Origin of the sequence: Bacillus sp. FS02 (assembly GCF_024398395.1) — a bacterium.
In the GTDB taxonomy this organism is placed as follows: Bacteria; Bacillota; Bacilli; order Bacillales; family Bacillaceae; genus Bacillus; species Bacillus altitudinis.
The window spans coordinates 2730290-2746431 of the sequence record NZ_CP074101.1 but is presented as its reverse complement, the minus strand read 5'-3'; the positions used below and the strand labels follow the sequence as shown (position 1 = coordinate 2746431).

General features: G+C 40.9%; 18 protein-coding genes and 1 pseudogene. 6 read left to right on the top strand and 13 right to left on the bottom strand.

Features of this window, described 5'->3' with window-relative positions; genetic code table 11:
- Positions 1-89: 89 nt before the first annotated feature.
- The 3 genes from KFQ09_RS13910 to KFQ09_RS13900 all read right to left on the bottom strand — a co-directional run bounded on the left by KFQ09_RS13910 (position 90) and on the right by KFQ09_RS13900 (position 1970).
- The gene (locus KFQ09_RS13910; protein WP_003212933.1) at positions 90-410 is read right to left on the bottom strand and encodes a YuiB family protein; all 321 of its coding nucleotides are present in this window, start codon (positions 408-410) and stop codon (positions 90-92) included.
- Positions 411-491: 81 nt separating this feature from the next.
- Positions 492-617 carry a YuiA family protein gene (locus KFQ09_RS13905; protein ID WP_008346797.1) on the bottom strand — a complete coding sequence of 42 codons (126 nt, stop codon included), beginning with the start codon at positions 615-617 and terminating at the stop codon, positions 492-494.
- A gap of 135 nt (positions 618-752) precedes the next feature.
- Positions 753-1970 (bottom strand): NAD(P)/FAD-dependent oxidoreductase, encoded by a 1218-nt coding sequence (locus tag KFQ09_RS13900; protein WP_162149727.1) that lies wholly within the window; start codon positions 1968-1970, stop codon positions 753-755.
- Positions 1971-2359: 389 nt separating this feature from the next.
- Here KFQ09_RS13900 and yumC point away from each other — a divergent pair, with 389 nt between their 5' ends.
- Positions 2360-3358 carry a ferredoxin--NADP reductase 2 gene (yumC, locus tag KFQ09_RS13895; RefSeq protein WP_008346801.1) on the top strand — a complete coding sequence of 333 codons (999 nt, stop codon included), beginning with the start codon at positions 2360-2362 and terminating at the stop codon, positions 3356-3358.
- A 46-nt stretch (positions 3359-3404) separates the two neighbouring features.
- Here the strand turns inward: yumC and KFQ09_RS13890 are convergent, their stop codons facing one another.
- Positions 3405-3611, bottom strand: a complete 207-nt coding sequence (locus tag KFQ09_RS13890) for a hypothetical protein (protein WP_008346803.1) — start codon at positions 3609-3611, stop codon at positions 3405-3407.
- A 202-nt stretch (positions 3612-3813) separates the two neighbouring features.
- Between KFQ09_RS13890 and KFQ09_RS13885 the strand changes: the two genes are divergently transcribed.
- The 3 genes from KFQ09_RS13885 (at position 3814) to KFQ09_RS13875 (ending at position 5996) form a co-directional block, all read left to right on the top strand.
- Positions 3814-4230, top strand: coding sequence for a hypothetical protein (locus tag KFQ09_RS13885; protein WP_255835767.1), 417 nt, complete (start codon positions 3814-3816; stop codon positions 4228-4230).
- Between the two features lie 118 nt (positions 4231-4348).
- Complete coding sequence (locus KFQ09_RS13880) at positions 4349-5116, top strand: MerR family transcriptional regulator (protein WP_017367975.1); 768 nt, start codon at positions 4349-4351, stop codon at positions 5114-5116.
- Positions 5100-5996, top strand: coding sequence for a DUF2268 domain-containing putative Zn-dependent protease (locus tag KFQ09_RS13875; protein ID WP_017367976.1), 897 nt, complete (start codon positions 5100-5102; stop codon positions 5994-5996). Before KFQ09_RS13880 ends, KFQ09_RS13875 begins: the two co-directional genes overlap by 17 nt.
- 231 nt (positions 5997-6227) lie before the next feature.
- Here KFQ09_RS13875 and erpA read toward each other — a convergent pair whose 3' ends face one another.
- The 3 genes from erpA to KFQ09_RS13860 all read right to left on the bottom strand — a co-directional run bounded on the left by erpA (position 6228) and on the right by KFQ09_RS13860 (position 8025).
- Positions 6228-6590, bottom strand: a complete 363-nt coding sequence (erpA, locus tag KFQ09_RS13870) for an iron-sulfur cluster insertion protein ErpA (RefSeq protein WP_008357254.1) — start codon at positions 6588-6590, stop codon at positions 6228-6230.
- 73 nt (positions 6591-6663) lie between these two features.
- On the bottom strand, positions 6664-7518 hold the full coding sequence (dapF, locus tag KFQ09_RS13865) for a diaminopimelate epimerase (RefSeq protein WP_008346809.1): 855 nt from the start codon (positions 7516-7518) through the stop codon (positions 6664-6666).
- Positions 7519-7788: 270 nt separating this feature from the next.
- Positions 7789-8025, bottom strand: a complete 237-nt coding sequence (locus KFQ09_RS13860; protein ID WP_008346813.1) for a YuzB family protein — start codon at positions 8023-8025, stop codon at positions 7789-7791.
- Positions 8026-8280: 255 nt separating this feature from the next.
- On the opposite strand from KFQ09_RS13860, the gene KFQ09_RS13855 reads away from it, so the two are divergent.
- On the top strand, positions 8281-9348 hold the full coding sequence (locus KFQ09_RS13855; protein WP_255835766.1) for an NAD(P)/FAD-dependent oxidoreductase: 1068 nt from the start codon (positions 8281-8283) through the stop codon (positions 9346-9348).
- Positions 9349-9396: 48 nt separating this feature from the next.
- Here KFQ09_RS13855 and KFQ09_RS13850 read toward each other — a convergent pair whose 3' ends face one another.
- Together KFQ09_RS13850 and KFQ09_RS13845 are read right to left on the bottom strand one after the other, a co-directional pair.
- The gene (locus KFQ09_RS13850) at positions 9397-9627 is read right to left on the bottom strand and encodes a WYL domain-containing protein (RefSeq protein ID WP_182488906.1); all 231 of its coding nucleotides are present in this window, start codon (positions 9625-9627) and stop codon (positions 9397-9399) included.
- A gap of 101 nt (positions 9628-9728) precedes the next feature.
- Positions 9729-10058, bottom strand: coding sequence for a YuzD family protein (locus KFQ09_RS13845; protein WP_255835765.1), 330 nt, complete (start codon positions 10056-10058; stop codon positions 9729-9731).
- 120 nt (positions 10059-10178) lie between these two features.
- Here KFQ09_RS13845 and KFQ09_RS13840 point away from each other — a divergent pair.
- A pseudogene (locus tag KFQ09_RS13840) lies at positions 10179-10478 on the top strand (NifU family protein).
- A 232-nt stretch (positions 10479-10710) separates the two neighbouring features.
- Here the strand turns inward: KFQ09_RS13840 and KFQ09_RS13835 are convergent.
- From KFQ09_RS13835 to KFQ09_RS13820, 4 genes are all read right to left on the bottom strand, one after another.
- Entirely contained in the window at positions 10711-12681 is a 1971-nt protein-coding gene (locus KFQ09_RS13835; protein WP_255835764.1) for a S9 family peptidase, read from the bottom strand.
- A gap of 101 nt (positions 12682-12782) precedes the next feature.
- On the bottom strand, positions 12783-13715 hold the full coding sequence (gene thrB, locus KFQ09_RS13830; protein ID WP_017358917.1) for a homoserine kinase: 933 nt from the start codon (positions 13713-13715) through the stop codon (positions 12783-12785).
- Positions 13712-14773, bottom strand: a complete 1062-nt coding sequence (gene thrC, locus KFQ09_RS13825; RefSeq protein WP_008346825.1) for a threonine synthase — start codon at positions 14771-14773, stop codon at positions 13712-13714. Before thrC ends, thrB begins: the two co-directional genes overlap by 4 nt.
- Positions 14773-16074, bottom strand: coding sequence for a homoserine dehydrogenase (locus KFQ09_RS13820; RefSeq protein WP_008346827.1), 1302 nt, complete (start codon positions 16072-16074; stop codon positions 14773-14775). Before KFQ09_RS13820 ends, thrC begins: the two co-directional genes overlap by 1 nt.
- Positions 16075-16142 lie beyond the last annotated feature (68 nt).

The following is a 16142-nucleotide window of genomic DNA, read 5'->3' as shown; positions in this document are numbered from 1 at the left end:
CACTCCTCTACCCATCTATTTGTTTCCAAACAAAATGGAAACTATGCAAAGGAGAAACAAAAAAACCCACTTGCGTGTAGACAAGTGAGTTAAAACATTTGATAGCCTCTTTTACGAAGGGCATTGATGACAAAACCAGAGGCAATGGCACCAATCAGACCGCTTAATAAAATGATGATATCTGCCGCAGCAAGAGAAACGATGCGGTCTCCTATCCCGGAAAAAGCAATGCCTGGTTCTCTTACATAAGCGATCATCTTTTGATTATTGATAATGAAAAGGCATACAATTGGATATAAAATTGCCATAATCCATGACATTCTCAGCAGCATATTCAGCAAAAAGCCAATGCCGAAGAATAACACGAAAAATAAAATAACTGAAATGATAACGACTGGTAAACTGATCACTTCATCTCCACCCCCAAATATCCCATCATTAGTTTAACTTGGAAATAGAGATGAAGTCAATCAATGGAAAAAGCCGTAAGATTAATGCTTCTTTCCTGTCCCCTTACATTCCTCACATGTTTCTGATCCGCCGAGCAATAACTGAAAATATCCTTTTCCTGAACAATACTGACAAGTTGACTTTTTTTCTTTCGTTTGTGCATTCATATTGCTCACTCCTTAATCTAAATTTTCTGATAATTCATCATAACATATTTTTCTGTCCAGTACCAAGTGAGAAAATATTCCGTCAAACATGAAAAAACGTGTACCACAGGGATACACGTTTTTGTCTATATCGGTTTAGAAGAACTTGAATTTTCCTTTTTTCAGAACAAGTCCTGGTCCGCCAACCATGAATAATGAACGGTTGTCGATGATTTTTTTCATTGCAGAAGCTTTTGTTCCTTGAAGTTTTTTACCAAACGCAACACCTACAGCGTCGTGTTCACCAAGAGAAGCAACTGTTCCTTTGATGTCTGGCTTAAAGCTTTCAAGCGTGCCACCTTTTACTAGTGCTGCAAGGTTTTTCGCTACTGTTTCACCTTGCTGCATCGCAATTTGTGCAGTAGGTGGGTATGGACGATTAATTTCTTCATTGATGATTAATGAGCAGTCACCGATGATGAATACATCTTCATTTTCTGGTACACGAAGATCTGGAGACACTTTTACGCGGCCGCGCATGTTTTCAAATCCAGCTTCTTCAACGATTGGGTTACCACGTACACCAGCAGCCCATACAACAGTTTCAGCTTTGATTTCTTCTGTATCATCGTCTTTTCCAACAATGATGCCTTCAGGCGTACATTCTTTGATCGCTGTACCGATTTTGAACTCAACACCTTTACCTTGAAGGTAGTTCATCGCATAGTCGATCAATTCAGGATCAAATCCTGGAAGAGCTGTTGGTGCAGCTTCTACACAGATAATACGCACGTCTTTTTGATCAATATCATACTCTTTGCAAAGCTCAGGTACACGGTTTCCAAGCTCACCAAGGAACTCAATACCTGTGAAGCCTGCACCGCCGACAACGATAGTTAGACGCTCTGGGCGCTTTTCAGCATCTGTATTATAAGTCGCAAATTGAAGCTCAATATGCTCACGAAGCTGACGAGCAGAGTTAATGTTAGAGATTGAGAATGCATATTCTTTCAGTCCTGCAATACCAAATGTTTCAGGAACAGCACCAAGCGCAACAACAAGGTAGTCATAAGAAAGTTCGCCATCTGATGTCACAACTTTCTTCTCTTCCTTATTAATGCTTTCAACTGTTGCTTGTACAAAGTTGACACGGGAACTGTTAATCACATCTTTGATTTGATAACGACAACGGTCATGATGAAGAGTACCTGCACTTGCTTCATGTAACCATGTTGTTTCGTAATGATAATTATGCTTGTTCACAAGAGTAATGTCCGCATCATTTGTGCCAAGCTGTTTTGTTAATCTTGTTACAGTCATTAATCCGCCATAACCTGCACCTAATACAACGATTTTCGGTTTATTCACTGGAATCACATCCACCTTTTTTAAATTTGCTGTAAAACGGATAAAGAATTACATATCGTTATTCTCAACCGCTTTGCGGCATTTTATGAAATTTAAACAAAAAATAAGTATGTGAAAATCTGAACTTTCACCTACAAAAAACGAAAGCATTTGACCGTTTCCGACAAAAATTCATAAAAAATTAATATTTAGTTCCCTTAACAATAATAGCGAGTTCTGCTCCTTTTTTCAAGGCTTTAAACTGAAAATCCTTAGGATAAACGGTCTTTCTCTCTTTTTTCCCCTTTTCACAGCATCGGCATCAAAAAACGACAAGTTTTTCAAAACAAGTCAAACGACGATATGTGTTATGATATGATATAGTGATAACAATTTTCATTTGGGAGGATTAAGGAATGCAAGAAGATTCTAAGGTATATGACATTACCGTTATCGGGGGCGGCCCAGTCGGATTGTTTACTGCGTTTTACGGAGGCATGAGACAGGCAAGTGTGAAAATCATTGAGAGCCTTCCTCAGCTCGGCGGTCAACTATCCGCTCTTTACCCTGAAAAATACATTTATGATGTGGCTGGTTTCCCAAAAATCCGCGCACAAGAATTAGTTGATAATTTAAAGGAACAAATGGATAAATTTGACCAAACCATTTGCTTAGAGCAAGCTGTGGAAACGGTTGAAAAACAAGCAGACGGTATTTTCAAACTCGTTACGAATCAAGAGGTTCATTATTCAAAAACAATCATCATTACAGCTGGTAACGGTGCATTCCAACCGAGAAAGCTTGAGCTAGATGCAGCAGAATCATTTGAAGGAAGCAACCTGCATTACTTCATCAATGACCTGAACCAATTCGCTGGTAGACGTGTTGCTGTTCTTGGCGGCGGAGACTCTGCGGTCGACTGGGCACTGATGCTTGAGCCAATCGCAAAAGAAGTATCGATTATTCACCGTCGTGATAAATTCCGTGCACATGAGCACAGTGTAGAAAACTTGCACAACTCGAAAGTCAATGTGCTGACACCATTTGTGCCAACTGAGCTCATTGGTGAAGAACGCATTGAACAAATTGTGCTTGAAGAAGTGAAAGGCGATAAAAAACAAGTACTAGATGTGGACGATGTGATCGTCAACTTCGGTTTTGTTTCCTCCCTTGGACCAATCAAACAATGGGGCCTTGAAATCGAAAAGAACTCTATCGTGGTCAAATCCACGATGGAAACAAACATCGAAGGCTTCTATGCGGCAGGAGACATCTGTACGTATGAAGGAAAAGTCAAATTAATCGCAAGCGGATTTGGTGAAGCACCAACTGCTGTGAACAACGCGAAAGCCTACATGGACCCGAAAGCCCGTGTACAGCCGCTCCATTCCACAAGCTTATTTGAAAATAAATAAGAACGGATCAAAAAAAGGAGTTCCATCTGCGGAACTCCTTTTTTGTTTATTTAAAAATCCCAATATAGGCATTCGCCATTCCAAGTACCATTGCAGCAAGTAGCACCACAACAATTCCTGCCACAACCAAAATCACCCGATCCTTCACACGTTCCTTTTTCGGAAGCGGCTTGTCTATCCCGCAAGATGGACATGTTTTTGAACGATACGGAATCAGTTCATGACAGTTCCTGCAATTGATTTGTTCACTCAAACCTCAGCAACCTCTTTTCTGATGACAGTTTATGTTTGGTTCTCATGATACTCTTTTCGAGTGGAAATAGCCAGTTGTGAGGACAAGCTGTAACAAAATTGAGCGATTTACAAATTGTTTAAGAAGGAATGGAATCAATGAAGGTTTGATTGTTTCAACCGATATAAGAAGGAGAAGATCGTCATGAAGGATAGGTGGAAAGATGATAAAGCGTTTCATGATTAGTTTAAGCTTGTTACTGATGATTGGCGGTTCAGTTGAAGTGTTCGCAAAAGACTATAACAAACATTATGCTCAATTCGCTGCTGGATCGAATATGGATGTTGATCAGCTAGAACCTTTTTTAACACATGTGTCCACTTCGATTTTAAATGCTGGTTTGAGTGATCAAGAAATCAAACAGATACTCACCAACGTTCAAAAAATGAATAAAAACAATGAAACAAAAAGAATGGGCATCTTTGAAGTGGTATACCATGAAAAACCAGCAAAGATTAAAATTGAAATTGAAGTCCATGTGGAAGATGGCAATAAAGAAGTGGTGATCTATATGTTTAGCACCCAAGAGTTGGTGGATGTCTTGGATAAAGAACTATTGAAAATAGAAGAAGCAATTTGAGAAAGAGACGCTGAATGAGTGTCTTTTTTTCATTTTTTACACCTTCATTGATCCCTTTCTATTGACCCTCACGTAACGTCATACTTTATAGTGAATATCATAAGGAGATGTGTTGAATATGAAAGTAAAAGAAGTCGCTAAATTGTTTGATATTAGTATTCGTACACTTCATCATTATGATCAAATTGGTTTGTTGACCCCAAAAGAAGTCACGGATGCTGGTTACCGGCTTTATTCAGAAGAAAACCTTGAAACACTACAGCAAATATTATTTTTCAGAGAACTGGGATTTAACTTAAAGGAAATAAAAGAAATCATAAACAATCCGTCATTTGATAAACATGAAGCATTTATATTACAACGAAAAATGTTGATGGAAAAACGAAATACACTCGATAGAATGATTGAAAATATTGACAAGACGCTAAAACATATAACGGGAGAAATTCACCTAACAAATAAAGAGAGGTTCAAGGGAATGAACATGAAATTCAACCAATATGAAGAAGAAGCTCGCTGTCGCTGGGGGAATCAGTCCATTGATAACGTGAACTTCAAATTAAGTCGATTGTCGAAAGATGAACAACATGATTTATCTTTGAGATGGGATAGAGTTTTTCAAAACTTAGCATCCCTCCGCAACCTCACTCCTCAATCCAAAGAAGTACAAGCCGCCATCAGAGAATGGTATGAATTTTTAAATCATCACTTTACTCAATACTCCCTCGAGGCATTTTATGGATTAGGTCAACTTTATATTCAAGATGAACGATTTACAAAAAATATAGATCAATATGGTGAGGGCTTGGCTTCATTCATGAGTGAAGCCATGAAAGTATTTGCTGATCAACAGAAAAGAGGTCCCAGCGATGAACATCATCATTGAAGATACAATCGCTCAATACGAAAAATTGTTTTCGCTGAAAGAAAATAAAGAACACTTTTTTCGATACAACATGATGAGACCTTTTGAAAAGATGTGGAATATGATAAACGTTCCGTTAAAAGCTACACAAAAAAATGGCTATGATGTCATCATGGCAACCAATATGCTTGGCTATCTTGATGTATCACAAACACAAACTGGTAAACAAGCGTTAAAAAAACTACAAGAAATTCAAGCTCTTCAAATGGCAAATACCACCTTGAACTATTGTATGAATTTTATCAAAAAACACAACCTTCATATAAATTCTGATGAATTGAGATTTGGTCTATATATAGCTGATCCGAAAAAGCTAGAACAACAAAAAGGGTATTGTGGCTTTGGAGGAATTCCGGGATTTATCCAATGCTCAATATATCCGAACTCTTATAACATCCCACGGATCCCCGCTCTAATTGCGCATGAATTCCATCATAATATTCGTTTTTCCTATTTTGAATGGGATTACGGAAATGTAACGGTTGGAGATTACTTAATTATAGAAGGTTTAGCTGAATCATTTGCAAAAGAACTTTATGGTGAAAAGATGCTAGGACCTTGGGTCACTTCTTTTGATCAACAGGACTTAGAATATTCAAAAGAAGTGATTAAAGACGCTTTATATACGAAAGGGTTTGCTGAGGTCAGTAGTTATATGTTTGGTGATAACATTGCAAAAGAACAAGGATATCAACCTGTCGGATTATCACCCTTTGCAGGCTATGCAGTAGGTTATCAAGCTGTACAATCTTTTATGAAAATGAATAATGTAGGAATTGAAGAAGCAACCGTACTTGATACAAATGAAATTTTAAAAAATTGCGGATTATTTTTCACCTAAACATTTTAATGAATTTCAAAGCAAATCGGTGTAATAATGAATTCTAATTATCGTACGAAACATACTGTATGCTCATGCTATATCTAATCATTTCAAATAGACTTGTTGAAAACCTTGTTAGAATTTTAAGCACCTTTAAAAAAGAACATAAAAAAACCTCCTCAAATTTATAATCTAATTGAGGAGGTTTTTATTCAAAATGGATTTACAGAATTCATTGATACTGAAATTCTAACACTCTTCCGGCGTACCGGTATTCGTGGCTGTTCTGAACGAAGAACCGCATCCGCATGACGCAATCGCGTTCGGATTGTCAATCGTGAAACCGCCGCCCATTAGTGATTGTTTGAAATCAATGATGGTGCCGTTCATGATGTCAAGGCTTTCGGAGTCGACAAGAACCTTGATGCCGTGCTGTTCGAACTGCGTGTCTTTCTCTGAGACTTCATGGTCAAAGCCCATCCCGTATGAAAGACCGCTGCAGCCGCCGCCTTTTACGCCCACTCGCAGGAACGCATTTTCTTCTTCATGTTCTTTCATCATATCTTTAATCTGCAATGCAGCAGCTTCTGTAATCGTTACTGGTGTACTCACGATCATCCCTCCTTTTGACTGGATGTTTCTTTTCAATTATAAACGTGATGTTGCCTTTTCTCAAATAAATGGTTTAGAGATAAAATGTACCGTCACAAATCGTTTCAGCAGGTCCTGTCATCAGCACATGGTCATTGTCTTTCCAGCGAATGATAAGGTCTCCGCCAGCTAGATGAACGGTCATGTCCGTTTCTTTTTTCGCATGCCCATTCACAATCGTTGATACAGCCGCAGCACATGCTCCTGTTCCGCACGCTTGCGTAATCCCTGATCCTCTTTCCCACACGCGAAAATGCAGTTCCGTTTCACTGACACGTTCCACAAATTCTACATTGACGCCTTCTGGAAACATGTCATGCTTTTCAATAATTGGCCCAACTGAATCAAGCGGCGCCTGTTCAATGTCTTCTAAATAGAAAACGATATGGGGATTCCCCATTGAAACAGCTGTTCCATTTAAGGTCGTCGTGCCAAAATCAAGCGGTTCATTGATCGTTGTACTGGCCGGTTCACCAAGCATTGGCATCGCTTCTTTTTCAAAACGAGGTTTACCCATATCAACTGTCACTAACTGAACGTGACCATCCTGCACATGAACGGTCGCCTCAACGAGTCCTGACAATGTCTCAATCTGGAACGTTGTGTCTGTTACGATTTGATGCTCATACACATATTTTGCAACGCAACGCAGACCGTTACCGCAGTTTTTCCCCTCTGATCCATCATTGTTGAAAATGCGCATCTTCACAGGCGCAACATCTGATGGGCAAATGAGGATCATTCCGTCTGAACCGATACCTGTATAAACAGAAGAAACGCGGATCGCTATCTCTGACAGCTGCTCTTCTGGAAGCTGTTCCTTCATCTGATTGACGTATATATAATTGTTTCCTAGTCCGTGCATTTTCGTGAATTGAAATGATGTCATGAGCGTCCTCCAAAAATGTTGTTTCTTTATAGTATAAAAGGAGTCGATTCAGGAGACAATCTTATCATCCCCCGTTTTTCATACATAGAAGCTCTTTGCTGCCATGGCAAAGGGCTTTTATTATGCATATGCCTCTTTTTCTCTCGTGTGATGCTTCATTTTGATGATATTTTATTAGCATAACATATTGGATGCGCTTTCTACATTTTCTCCTGAAAAATGGAAACTGAATATATGAAAAAAATGCACCTCATGACCCATGTGGTGCATTTAAAACATGTCGTTTTCCTCTATAAAAGCATAAATACGCTCGACTAGCTGCTCTGCATTTTCTCCAGAAACAAATTCTCCATTCACAAGCGCAAATGGGGAGTCCATACATTTGCCGCAGTAGCTTAAACAACCGTATTCCATTACATCTAAGTTTGGGTCTTTTTCTAGCTTCTCTTTTGCTTCTTGAGACCCTTGTGCAAGATTACTTACACAAAATTCGATCAGTGGAAACACTGTGCTTCACCTCACATTTGCCTTACTATCCTACCGAAATTCCTTCTATTAGTCAAAACATGAGCTTCAATAAATCGTTACGCCTATTCCCCGTAAAATGTTTTACTATTTAGGACTAAGTAATGAATATGTAGGTTATTTTGAAACAATTATTGTGGTTTCACAGTAAATTCGATATAATTTTATTTGGTATTTTAACTTAAAGTTTTTTAGTATAAGTGTTTTTCAATGTCTAGGGGGAAAAGGAGAATCGTCATGAAAAATTTAGTCTTGATCGGCGGAGGTTACGGGAATATGCGGGTTCTCCACCGCTTATTGCCAAATCAATTACCTGATGATGTTACTATCACATTAATTGATCGAAATCCTTACCACTGTTTAAAAACAGAATATTATGCACTTGCTGCTGGAACGATCTCTGATCATCACATTCGAGTATCTTTTCCAGAGCATCCGAAGCTGGATATTCAATACGGGGAAGTAGAAAAAATTGATATTGAAAACAAACAGATCTTATTTAGCGACCGTGAACCGATTCCATATGATGATACGGTAATCGGACTCGGCTGTGAGGACAAGTATCACAATGTCCCTGGTGCGAAAGAACATACATACAGCATTCAAACCATTGATCAGTCAAGGCTTGCGTATAACAAATTAAACAATTTGAGTGCAGGTGCAACGGTTGGTATCGTCGGTGCTGGACTTAGCGGGGTAGAGCTAGCCAGTGAACTACGTGAAAGCCGTTCTGATTTAAACATCATTCTTTTTGACCGCGGAGAACTGATTCTTTCCAGTTTCCCAAAAAGATTAAGTTTATATGTACAAAAATGGTTTGAAGAAAATGATGTGAAGATCATTAACTGCGCCAATATTACGAAGGTTAAAGAAGGAGTTGTGTACAACCATGATGATGCCATTGAAGCAGATGTCATTGTGTGGACAGCAGGAATTCAGCCAAGTAAAGTCGTGCGAGATATGGATGTTGAAAAAGATGCACAAGGCCGTGTCGTCTTAACTCCTCATCACAATCTCCCTGGAGATGAGCATGTCTATGTCGTAGGTGACTGCGCAAGCTTGCCTCATGCACCAAGTGCACAGCTTGCCGAGGCACAGGCAGAGCAAATTGTGCAATCTCTACAGAAACGCTGGAAAAATGAGCCACTTCCTGAGGCTTACCCGCAGTTTAAGTTAAAAGGCGTACTCGGCTCTTTAGGGAAAAAAGCCGGCTTTGGCTTAGTGGCGGATCGCCCGCTTGTTGGTCGTGTTCCAAGACTCTTAAAATCTGGACTTCTTTGGATGTACAAGCATCACAATGGATAAAATGATGTGAATTTTTTCTCAAAGCTCCTTCTAATGAAGGAGCTTTTATTATGAAACGGCATGTGCCGATGAATGGTTCACTTTGATAGGAGCAAGCGCAAGGATGCAGTCTTTACGAAACGTTCTGATCGTCTTCTTCGATAAACAATACGCTTGTATGAACTGTTCAGTTTGACGATGTACAATGATTTTTCGTTTCGAGCACTCTCCATTTTTCTTCATATAAATCATATCAATCGGTATTTGTTGATGAAGAGATTGTTTTAGTAAATAATTCATGATGCTCACGCTCCTTTCATCTCATTATAAACGAACAAACGTTCTTAATCAACCTAAAAAAAGAACGTTTGTTCTGTTTGTTTTCCTAAAAAAAGAACAGCTCATTCACTGCCCTCTTCGTACCCGTATTTCTCCATTTCTTGATAAATATCTTTTAATTTCGGATTGCCCTCTCCAACAATTTGATCCTCAACAAGGACAAGCGGATAAAAGAATTCATCATCAAGAATTCGTTCAGACAATTCCTTTTGGCGTTCGTTTTCAGGCGGGTGCTCAATATCGATATATGTGATGCGAAACGGCTGATTTGGATATTTTCGTTTTAATGCTGCATCTAACCACTCAAATGTATCTTTTGAAGAAGGCAGATTCACGCAGCTAGCGCACAGGACATCTCTTCCATATACATAAAGATCAACGGTTTTTTTCATTTGACAAGCCCCTTTTCTTTCTTTATTTTAGCTGAATTTTCTGTATGAAAAAAGTCAAAATCACTTTTTGTTTCAAGATGAGATTGTGCTATAATGAGAAGGAAACTTTGAAACCAATCAATAGATTTTTATCGTCCAGATGAATATAATGGTGATATGTTGTGAAAGGAGCGATTATATCTAATGACTGAAGTCGAAATGAAAGACCAAGTACAGGAAGTACTGGACAAACTTCGTCCATTTCTATTACGTGATGGTGGAGACTGTGAGCTTGTAGACATTGAAGATGGCATTGTGAAATTACGCCTTCTTGGTGCATGCGGCAGCTGCCCAAGTTCAACCATTACATTGAAAGCCGGTATTGAGCGCGCATTATTAGAAGAAGTACCTGGCGTTGTAGAAGTTGAACAGGTTTTCTAATTCATATATGACATGAAAACGACCCTTACTGGGTCGTTTTTTAATTGTTGACAAAGGGCTAATTTTAGCCCTTTGTCTTCTTTTCAGTGTGATAGAAAACCTTTGCAGTCTAGGAAGGACGAGTACTGGCGCAGAGCGAATTTGACATTCGTGAGCACCGGAACGCAGGACTGACACCGAATGCGAGGGTTTGTCTACACGCTGAAACGACCCAATCAGGGCCGTTTTTTGATTAGGATAACTTCTCTCTAAACCATTCTTGAATAAAGGTCAGTCTTTGAATACGTTGCCCAGGGTGGCCACTTCTGGATAAATCATGAGAAGCCTTAGGAAACTTGACTAATCTCGTGTCTTTTCCAAGCTCCTTCAATGCCACAAAAAGCTGCTCTCCTTGATCGACTGGGCAGCGGTAGTCTTCATCACTGTGCAGGATGAGAAGCGGTGTGTTCACCTGTTTTACATACTTTAGCGGCGAACGATCCCATAGCTTATCAACCGAATCATAAATATCCCCATCCACCTGCCATTTTGTAAAGAAATAGCCGATATCACTGATGCCATAAAAGCTAATCCAGTTTGAAATGGAACGCTGTGTAACAGCTGCACGGAAACGGTCTGTCTGTCCGACAATCCAATTGGTCATAAAACCGCCATAGCTGCCGCCTGTTACGCCAAGCCTTGTTTCATCAAGAAAGTCATAGGCTTCGAGCACATGATCAACAGCCAGCATGACATCCTCATAATCAACGTCACCATAGCTGCCTCTTACCCGGTCTGTAAACATCTGTCCGTATCCATGACTGCCATGAGGGTTGATGTAAACAATCGCATACCCTTCAGCGGCGAGCATTTGAAATTCATGAAAATACGTATGACCGTACATCGCATGCGGCCCGCCATGAATTTCTAAGATAAGTGGATATGTCTTCCCCTCTTCCATCTGAGCAGGCTTCATCAACCAGCCATGTACAACGTCTCCATCTTTTGACTGGAAAGAAATTGGTTCAGGTTCGGATATGACATGTTCCTTTAGAAAGTCATCATGCTCAAACGTGATTTGCTTGAGTGAGGATTCCCCTAAAGTCAGCTCATACAGCTCACTAGGCGAGACAGGTGAAAGACGGCTGATCAGCATTTTTGATTCATCTGGATGAAGACTGAAATTCGTCACATGTTCTGCCTCTAAACGAACGGGATAGGCTAAGCCTTCAATAGAGAAATAATAAATCCCGGTACTCCCTTGATCAGAAACAAGCGCATAAAACCCCTGACTATCCTTCGTCCATTGCGGAAGCTGATTGGCTTCACCTATGACACTATCCCCTGCCATACAGTTACCAACATACATATCGAGCATTTCTGACAGTTGAACGGTCTTTTTCTCCTTCAGATCATACAGCCACAATGATGGGAAGGTTGCATTCTGAAATTCACGCTCGTGTCCAATGTACAACAGGCTTTCTCCATTTGGAGAAAATGATACGGTCGAGTAAGCGCCTGTTGATTGGGTGATTTTCTTGGATGTACCGTCCTCTAATGACAGGAGACAGATATCACTTATGTAAAACGTCTGCGGGTTGGATTGAATATAGGCGAGCCACTTCCCGCAAGGAGAGACGACATGATTCACATGATGATGCTGCTCACTCGTAACCGTCTCTACCTCCCCTGAGCAGACATCGATTTGTACAATTTGCGTCAGACGCCCGTCTAAAAAGCCTCTGCCATCTGCTTTATAAGTCAAATCATCATATACTGCCGGAGCAAAGTCATCGCACTCTTCCTTTTTTTCATCATGAACAGATTCTTCTTGTTTTAATGAGACCGATGCATAAATGAACGCTCCATCCGGTGAAAATACAGGATGAGATACGCCGTAAGGAATATTCGTTAAAGTACGAATGCCGCCGCCATCGCTCTGAATGAGTGCGAGCTGAGGGACTTCCTTTGGCTTCTGCAAAATAAACGCAAGCTGCTTCCCGTCATTTGACCACACTGGCTGATGATGCTTTCCATCATCGAATGTCCATTGTGACAGCTCCCCTGTCCCTTCATCTCGAACCCATAAATGAATATTGTAATCATCCTTTTTTTCATTCACCGATACTTTTGTAAAAACAGCCTTTTTTCCATCTGGTGAATAGACTGGATGAGAAACAGACACGATTTGTGTTAAATCCTCTGCTGTTATCAATTTCTTCATCAATAGATCTCCCCTTTTATGTATCAAAAATAGTTCGCTTCTCTAAATAATAATCCCTGCTTTTGTTGTGAAAAACAAGGATAAAAAAAGAACGTGCTCATTTATAGCACGTTCTTCATTTGATTCACAGAATGATGCTCGACGATGACACCTTCTACCGGCACCGTCAGCACATCTACTTCACAATGCGGGAAATTTTGGGCAAGCTGTTCTTTCAACGCTTCTCCCTTCCCTTTTTCCACTAAGGTCAAAATGGTCGGCCCAGCACCGCTTAATGCTGTTCCATACGCGCCTTTTAATGAAGCAACGTGCTCCACCTTTGATAGCTCTGGGACAAGCATCGTGCGGTATGGCTGATGAAATAAATCTTTATTCATCATTTCCCCTACAAGCGGCCAGTTCTGCGTCATTAAGGCGGCGACAAGGACGTTACTCACTGCACTCGCGCTCACGGCCTGTTTATAGGAAAAATCCTCTGGCAGGACATCACGGGCATCCTTTGTGAGCACTTCATAAAAAGGAATCACGACGACGACATCTACATCCACATGCTGCACTTTAACGGCATGTGTCTTGTCTTCTTCATGAAGACCGATGAGTAAACCACCGAATAAAGAGGCACCCGCATTATCTGGATGACCTTCTACCTCACTTGCAAAAAAGAGCTTCTGATCATCGGTCATCTTTAATTCAAGCAGCTGATTGGCGAGCTCAATAGCGGCGACAATGGCAGCAGCGCTGCTGCCCAGCCCCCTTGCTAATGGAATATCACTCCACACTTTGACATGAACAGGCGGGAGTGTTTTTCCAAAGTCATCTGCGACCTTTTTAGCTGTTTGGTAGATCAGGTTATCGGTGCCTGATGGAATACCAGACACGACATCTGTTTCTGCTTCAAACAGCCAGCTATCATGGTCATAGACCGATAGCTTTAAATAGCGGCTGAGCGCCATTCCGACTGAGTCAAAGCCTGGTCCTAAGTTGGCAGTGCTTCCCGGTACTGTGATTGAAAAAAGCATGGAGGCGTTACTCATACGCGTGCGGCCTTTTCTAAATGTTCAAGAATTTGATCTTCATCTGCATCCAGTGTGACCGGTTTGATGTGCGAAATATCAATCGCCGTATTCGGATCTTTTAATCCGTTTCCTGTCAGTACAGCGACGACTTTACTGCCTGGCTTAATTTCTCCAGATTTCACTTGTTTGAGTACACCTGCAATTGATGCACAAGACCCTGGCTCTGCAAACACCCCTTCTTCACGTGCGATCAATTGGTAGGCATGAAGAATTTCTTCATCTGTCACTTCATCAATTTTCCCGTTCGATTCATCTGCCGCTGCTACAGCTTGTTTCCAGCTTGCAGGGTTTCCGATGCGAATGGCTGTTGCGACTGTTTCTGGCTGCTCAATGACTTCATTTCGAACGATGGCTGCAGCACCTTCTGCTTCAAAACCACGCATGACTGGCAGTCCAGTGCCTTTTTTCTCATGATATTCTTTGAAGCCTTTCCAGTACGCTGTAATATTCCCCGCATTCCCAACAGGAATCGCCAGTACGTCCGGTGCGGAGCCTAGCTGCTCACAGATTTCAAATGCCGCTGTTTTTTGTCCTTCAATTCGGTATGGATTGACGGAGTTAACAAGTGCGATCGGTGCTTTTTCACAGATGCTGCGGACAATTTTAAGTGCATCATCAAAGTTGCCGTCAATGGCAATGATCTCTGCTCCGTACATGACAGCCTGCGCCAGCTTACCGAAGGCAATTTTTCCATCTGGAATGATGACAATACATTTCATATCAGCGCGCGCCGCATAAGCTGCCGCTGCTGCAGACGTATTCCCTGTCGATGCACACATGATCGTATCATTACCTTCTTCTTTTGCCTTTGCGACGGCCATGACCATCCCGCGATCCTTAAAAGAACCTGTAGGGTTGACGCCTTCTGTTTTCACGTGAAGCTCAATCCCAAGCTTTTCAGATAGCTTTGCGAGATGAATCAGCGGTGTGTTTCCTTCATTTAATGTTAGTTTAGGTGTTTGTTCGTTTACTGGTAAGAATTCTTGAAATTCTTCAATGAGTCCATTCCACTTCATCAGCTTAAACCGTTCCCTTCTACTCGGTACGTGCTCTTCACTTGAACCACCACGTCGAGATCGTTTAATGTTTGCAGGATATTTGAGAAATCTTCTTCTGATGTTTGATGTGTAATAATCACAATTTCAGCCAGCTCATCATGCCCTTTGACAGGAAGCTGAAGGATCTTTTCAAAGCTGATGCCTCTTTCAGAAAAAATGGATGTAATGCGGGAGAAAGCTCCGACTTGATCTCTCACATGTATTCTTAAAAATTGCTGAGCAAATACTTCGGATGATGATTTGATTTTCTTGTCAAATTGCGGTGCAATAAATCCACTGCCATTCACACCAAGACGCATGTTTTTCATAACAGCGACTAAATCAGAGACAACAGCTGTTGCCGTTGGCAGGCTGCCTGCTCCAGGTCCGTAAAACATCGTTTCTCCGACAGCACTTCCGTAAACATAGACAGCATTAAATTCATTGTTGACGGAAGATAACGGGTGATGATCAGGAAGTAAAGTTGGCTGTACGCTGACCTCCACTTTCTCTCCGTCCCTTTGGGCAATTCCAATCAGCTTCATTGTATAGCCAAAACGTTTACTGAAATTAATGTCCTCATCCGAGATGTCCGAGATGCCTTTCACTTTCACATCCTCTAAGTCTACATTCATGGAAAAGCCGAGTCTTGCCAGGATGGCCATCTTTCTTGCCGCATCTAGTCCTTCTACATCCGCCGTCGGATCTGCTTCTGCAAAGCCAAGATCCTGCGCTTCTTTTAATACATCTTCATACGCACTTTTATCGACATTCATTTTTGTTAAAATAAAGTTCGTTGTCCCGTTCACGATTCCCATCATTTTTGTGATGCGGTCAGAGGCTAAACCTTCCTCTAGTGTACGCAAAATCGGAATCCCACCTGCGACACTCGCTTCATAGTAAAGGTCACAGCCGTTTTCTTTTGCTACATGTAAAAGCTCTGTGCCATATAGCGCCATTAAATCCTTATTAGCTGTAATGACATGCTTCTTCTCATTTAGTGCATCTATTAAATATTGTTTTGTCTCTTCAATGCCGCCCATCACTTCAATAATGACGTCGACCTCTGGATCTCGAATCACATCGTATACTTCAGTTGTGAAGACCTCTCTTGCCACATCCACATCTCTTTTTTTATCGGGATTGCTCACAAGCACTTTTTGTATTAATACCGGACAGCCGATCTGGTGCATTAATTTATCCTGATGATCTTGAATAATCTTAACGACACCGCTCCCCACTGTTCCTAATCCTAGTAGTCCAACTCGAATTGCCTTCACCTGAAATTCCACCTTTCTCCGTAAATGTCCTCTCTAAAAAGACATTTGTTAACCTAACACAGACATTC

Coding starts and splice junctions, on each gene's coding strand:
- yumC (WP_008346801.1), top strand. CDS start 2,360: ATGCAAGAAGATTCTAAGGTATATGACATTACCGTTATCGGGGGCGGC.
- KFQ09_RS13835 (WP_255835764.1), bottom strand. CDS start 12,681: ATGAAGAAATTGATAACAGCAGAGGATTTAACACAAATCGTGTCTGTT.
- KFQ09_RS13885 (WP_255835767.1), top strand. CDS start 3,814: ATGATAAAGCGTTTCATGATTAGTTTAAGCTTGTTACTGATGATTGGC.
- KFQ09_RS13905 (WP_008346797.1), bottom strand. CDS start 617: ATGAATGCACAAACGAAAGAAAAAAAGTCAACTTGTCAGTATTGTTCA.
- thrB (WP_017358917.1), bottom strand. CDS start 13,715: ATGAGTAACGCCTCCATGCTTTTTTCAATCACAGTACCGGGAAGCACT.
- KFQ09_RS13850 (WP_182488906.1), bottom strand. CDS start 9,627: ATGAATTATTTACTAAAACAATCTCTTCATCAACAAATACCGATTGAT.
- KFQ09_RS13875 (WP_017367976.1), top strand. CDS start 5,100: ATGAACATCATCATTGAAGATACAATCGCTCAATACGAAAAATTGTTT.
- dapF (WP_008346809.1), bottom strand. CDS start 7,518: ATGACATCATTTCAATTCACGAAAATGCACGGACTAGGAAACAATTAT.
- KFQ09_RS13845 (WP_255835765.1), bottom strand. CDS start 10,058: ATGAAAAAAACCGTTGATCTTTATGTATATGGAAGAGATGTCCTGTGC.
- thrC (WP_008346825.1), bottom strand. CDS start 14,773: ATGAAGTGGAATGGACTCATTGAAGAATTTCAAGAATTCTTACCAGTA.
- KFQ09_RS13880 (WP_017367975.1), top strand. CDS start 4,349: ATGAAAGTAAAAGAAGTCGCTAAATTGTTTGATATTAGTATTCGTACA.
- KFQ09_RS13855 (WP_255835766.1), top strand. CDS start 8,281: ATGAAAAATTTAGTCTTGATCGGCGGAGGTTACGGGAATATGCGGGTT.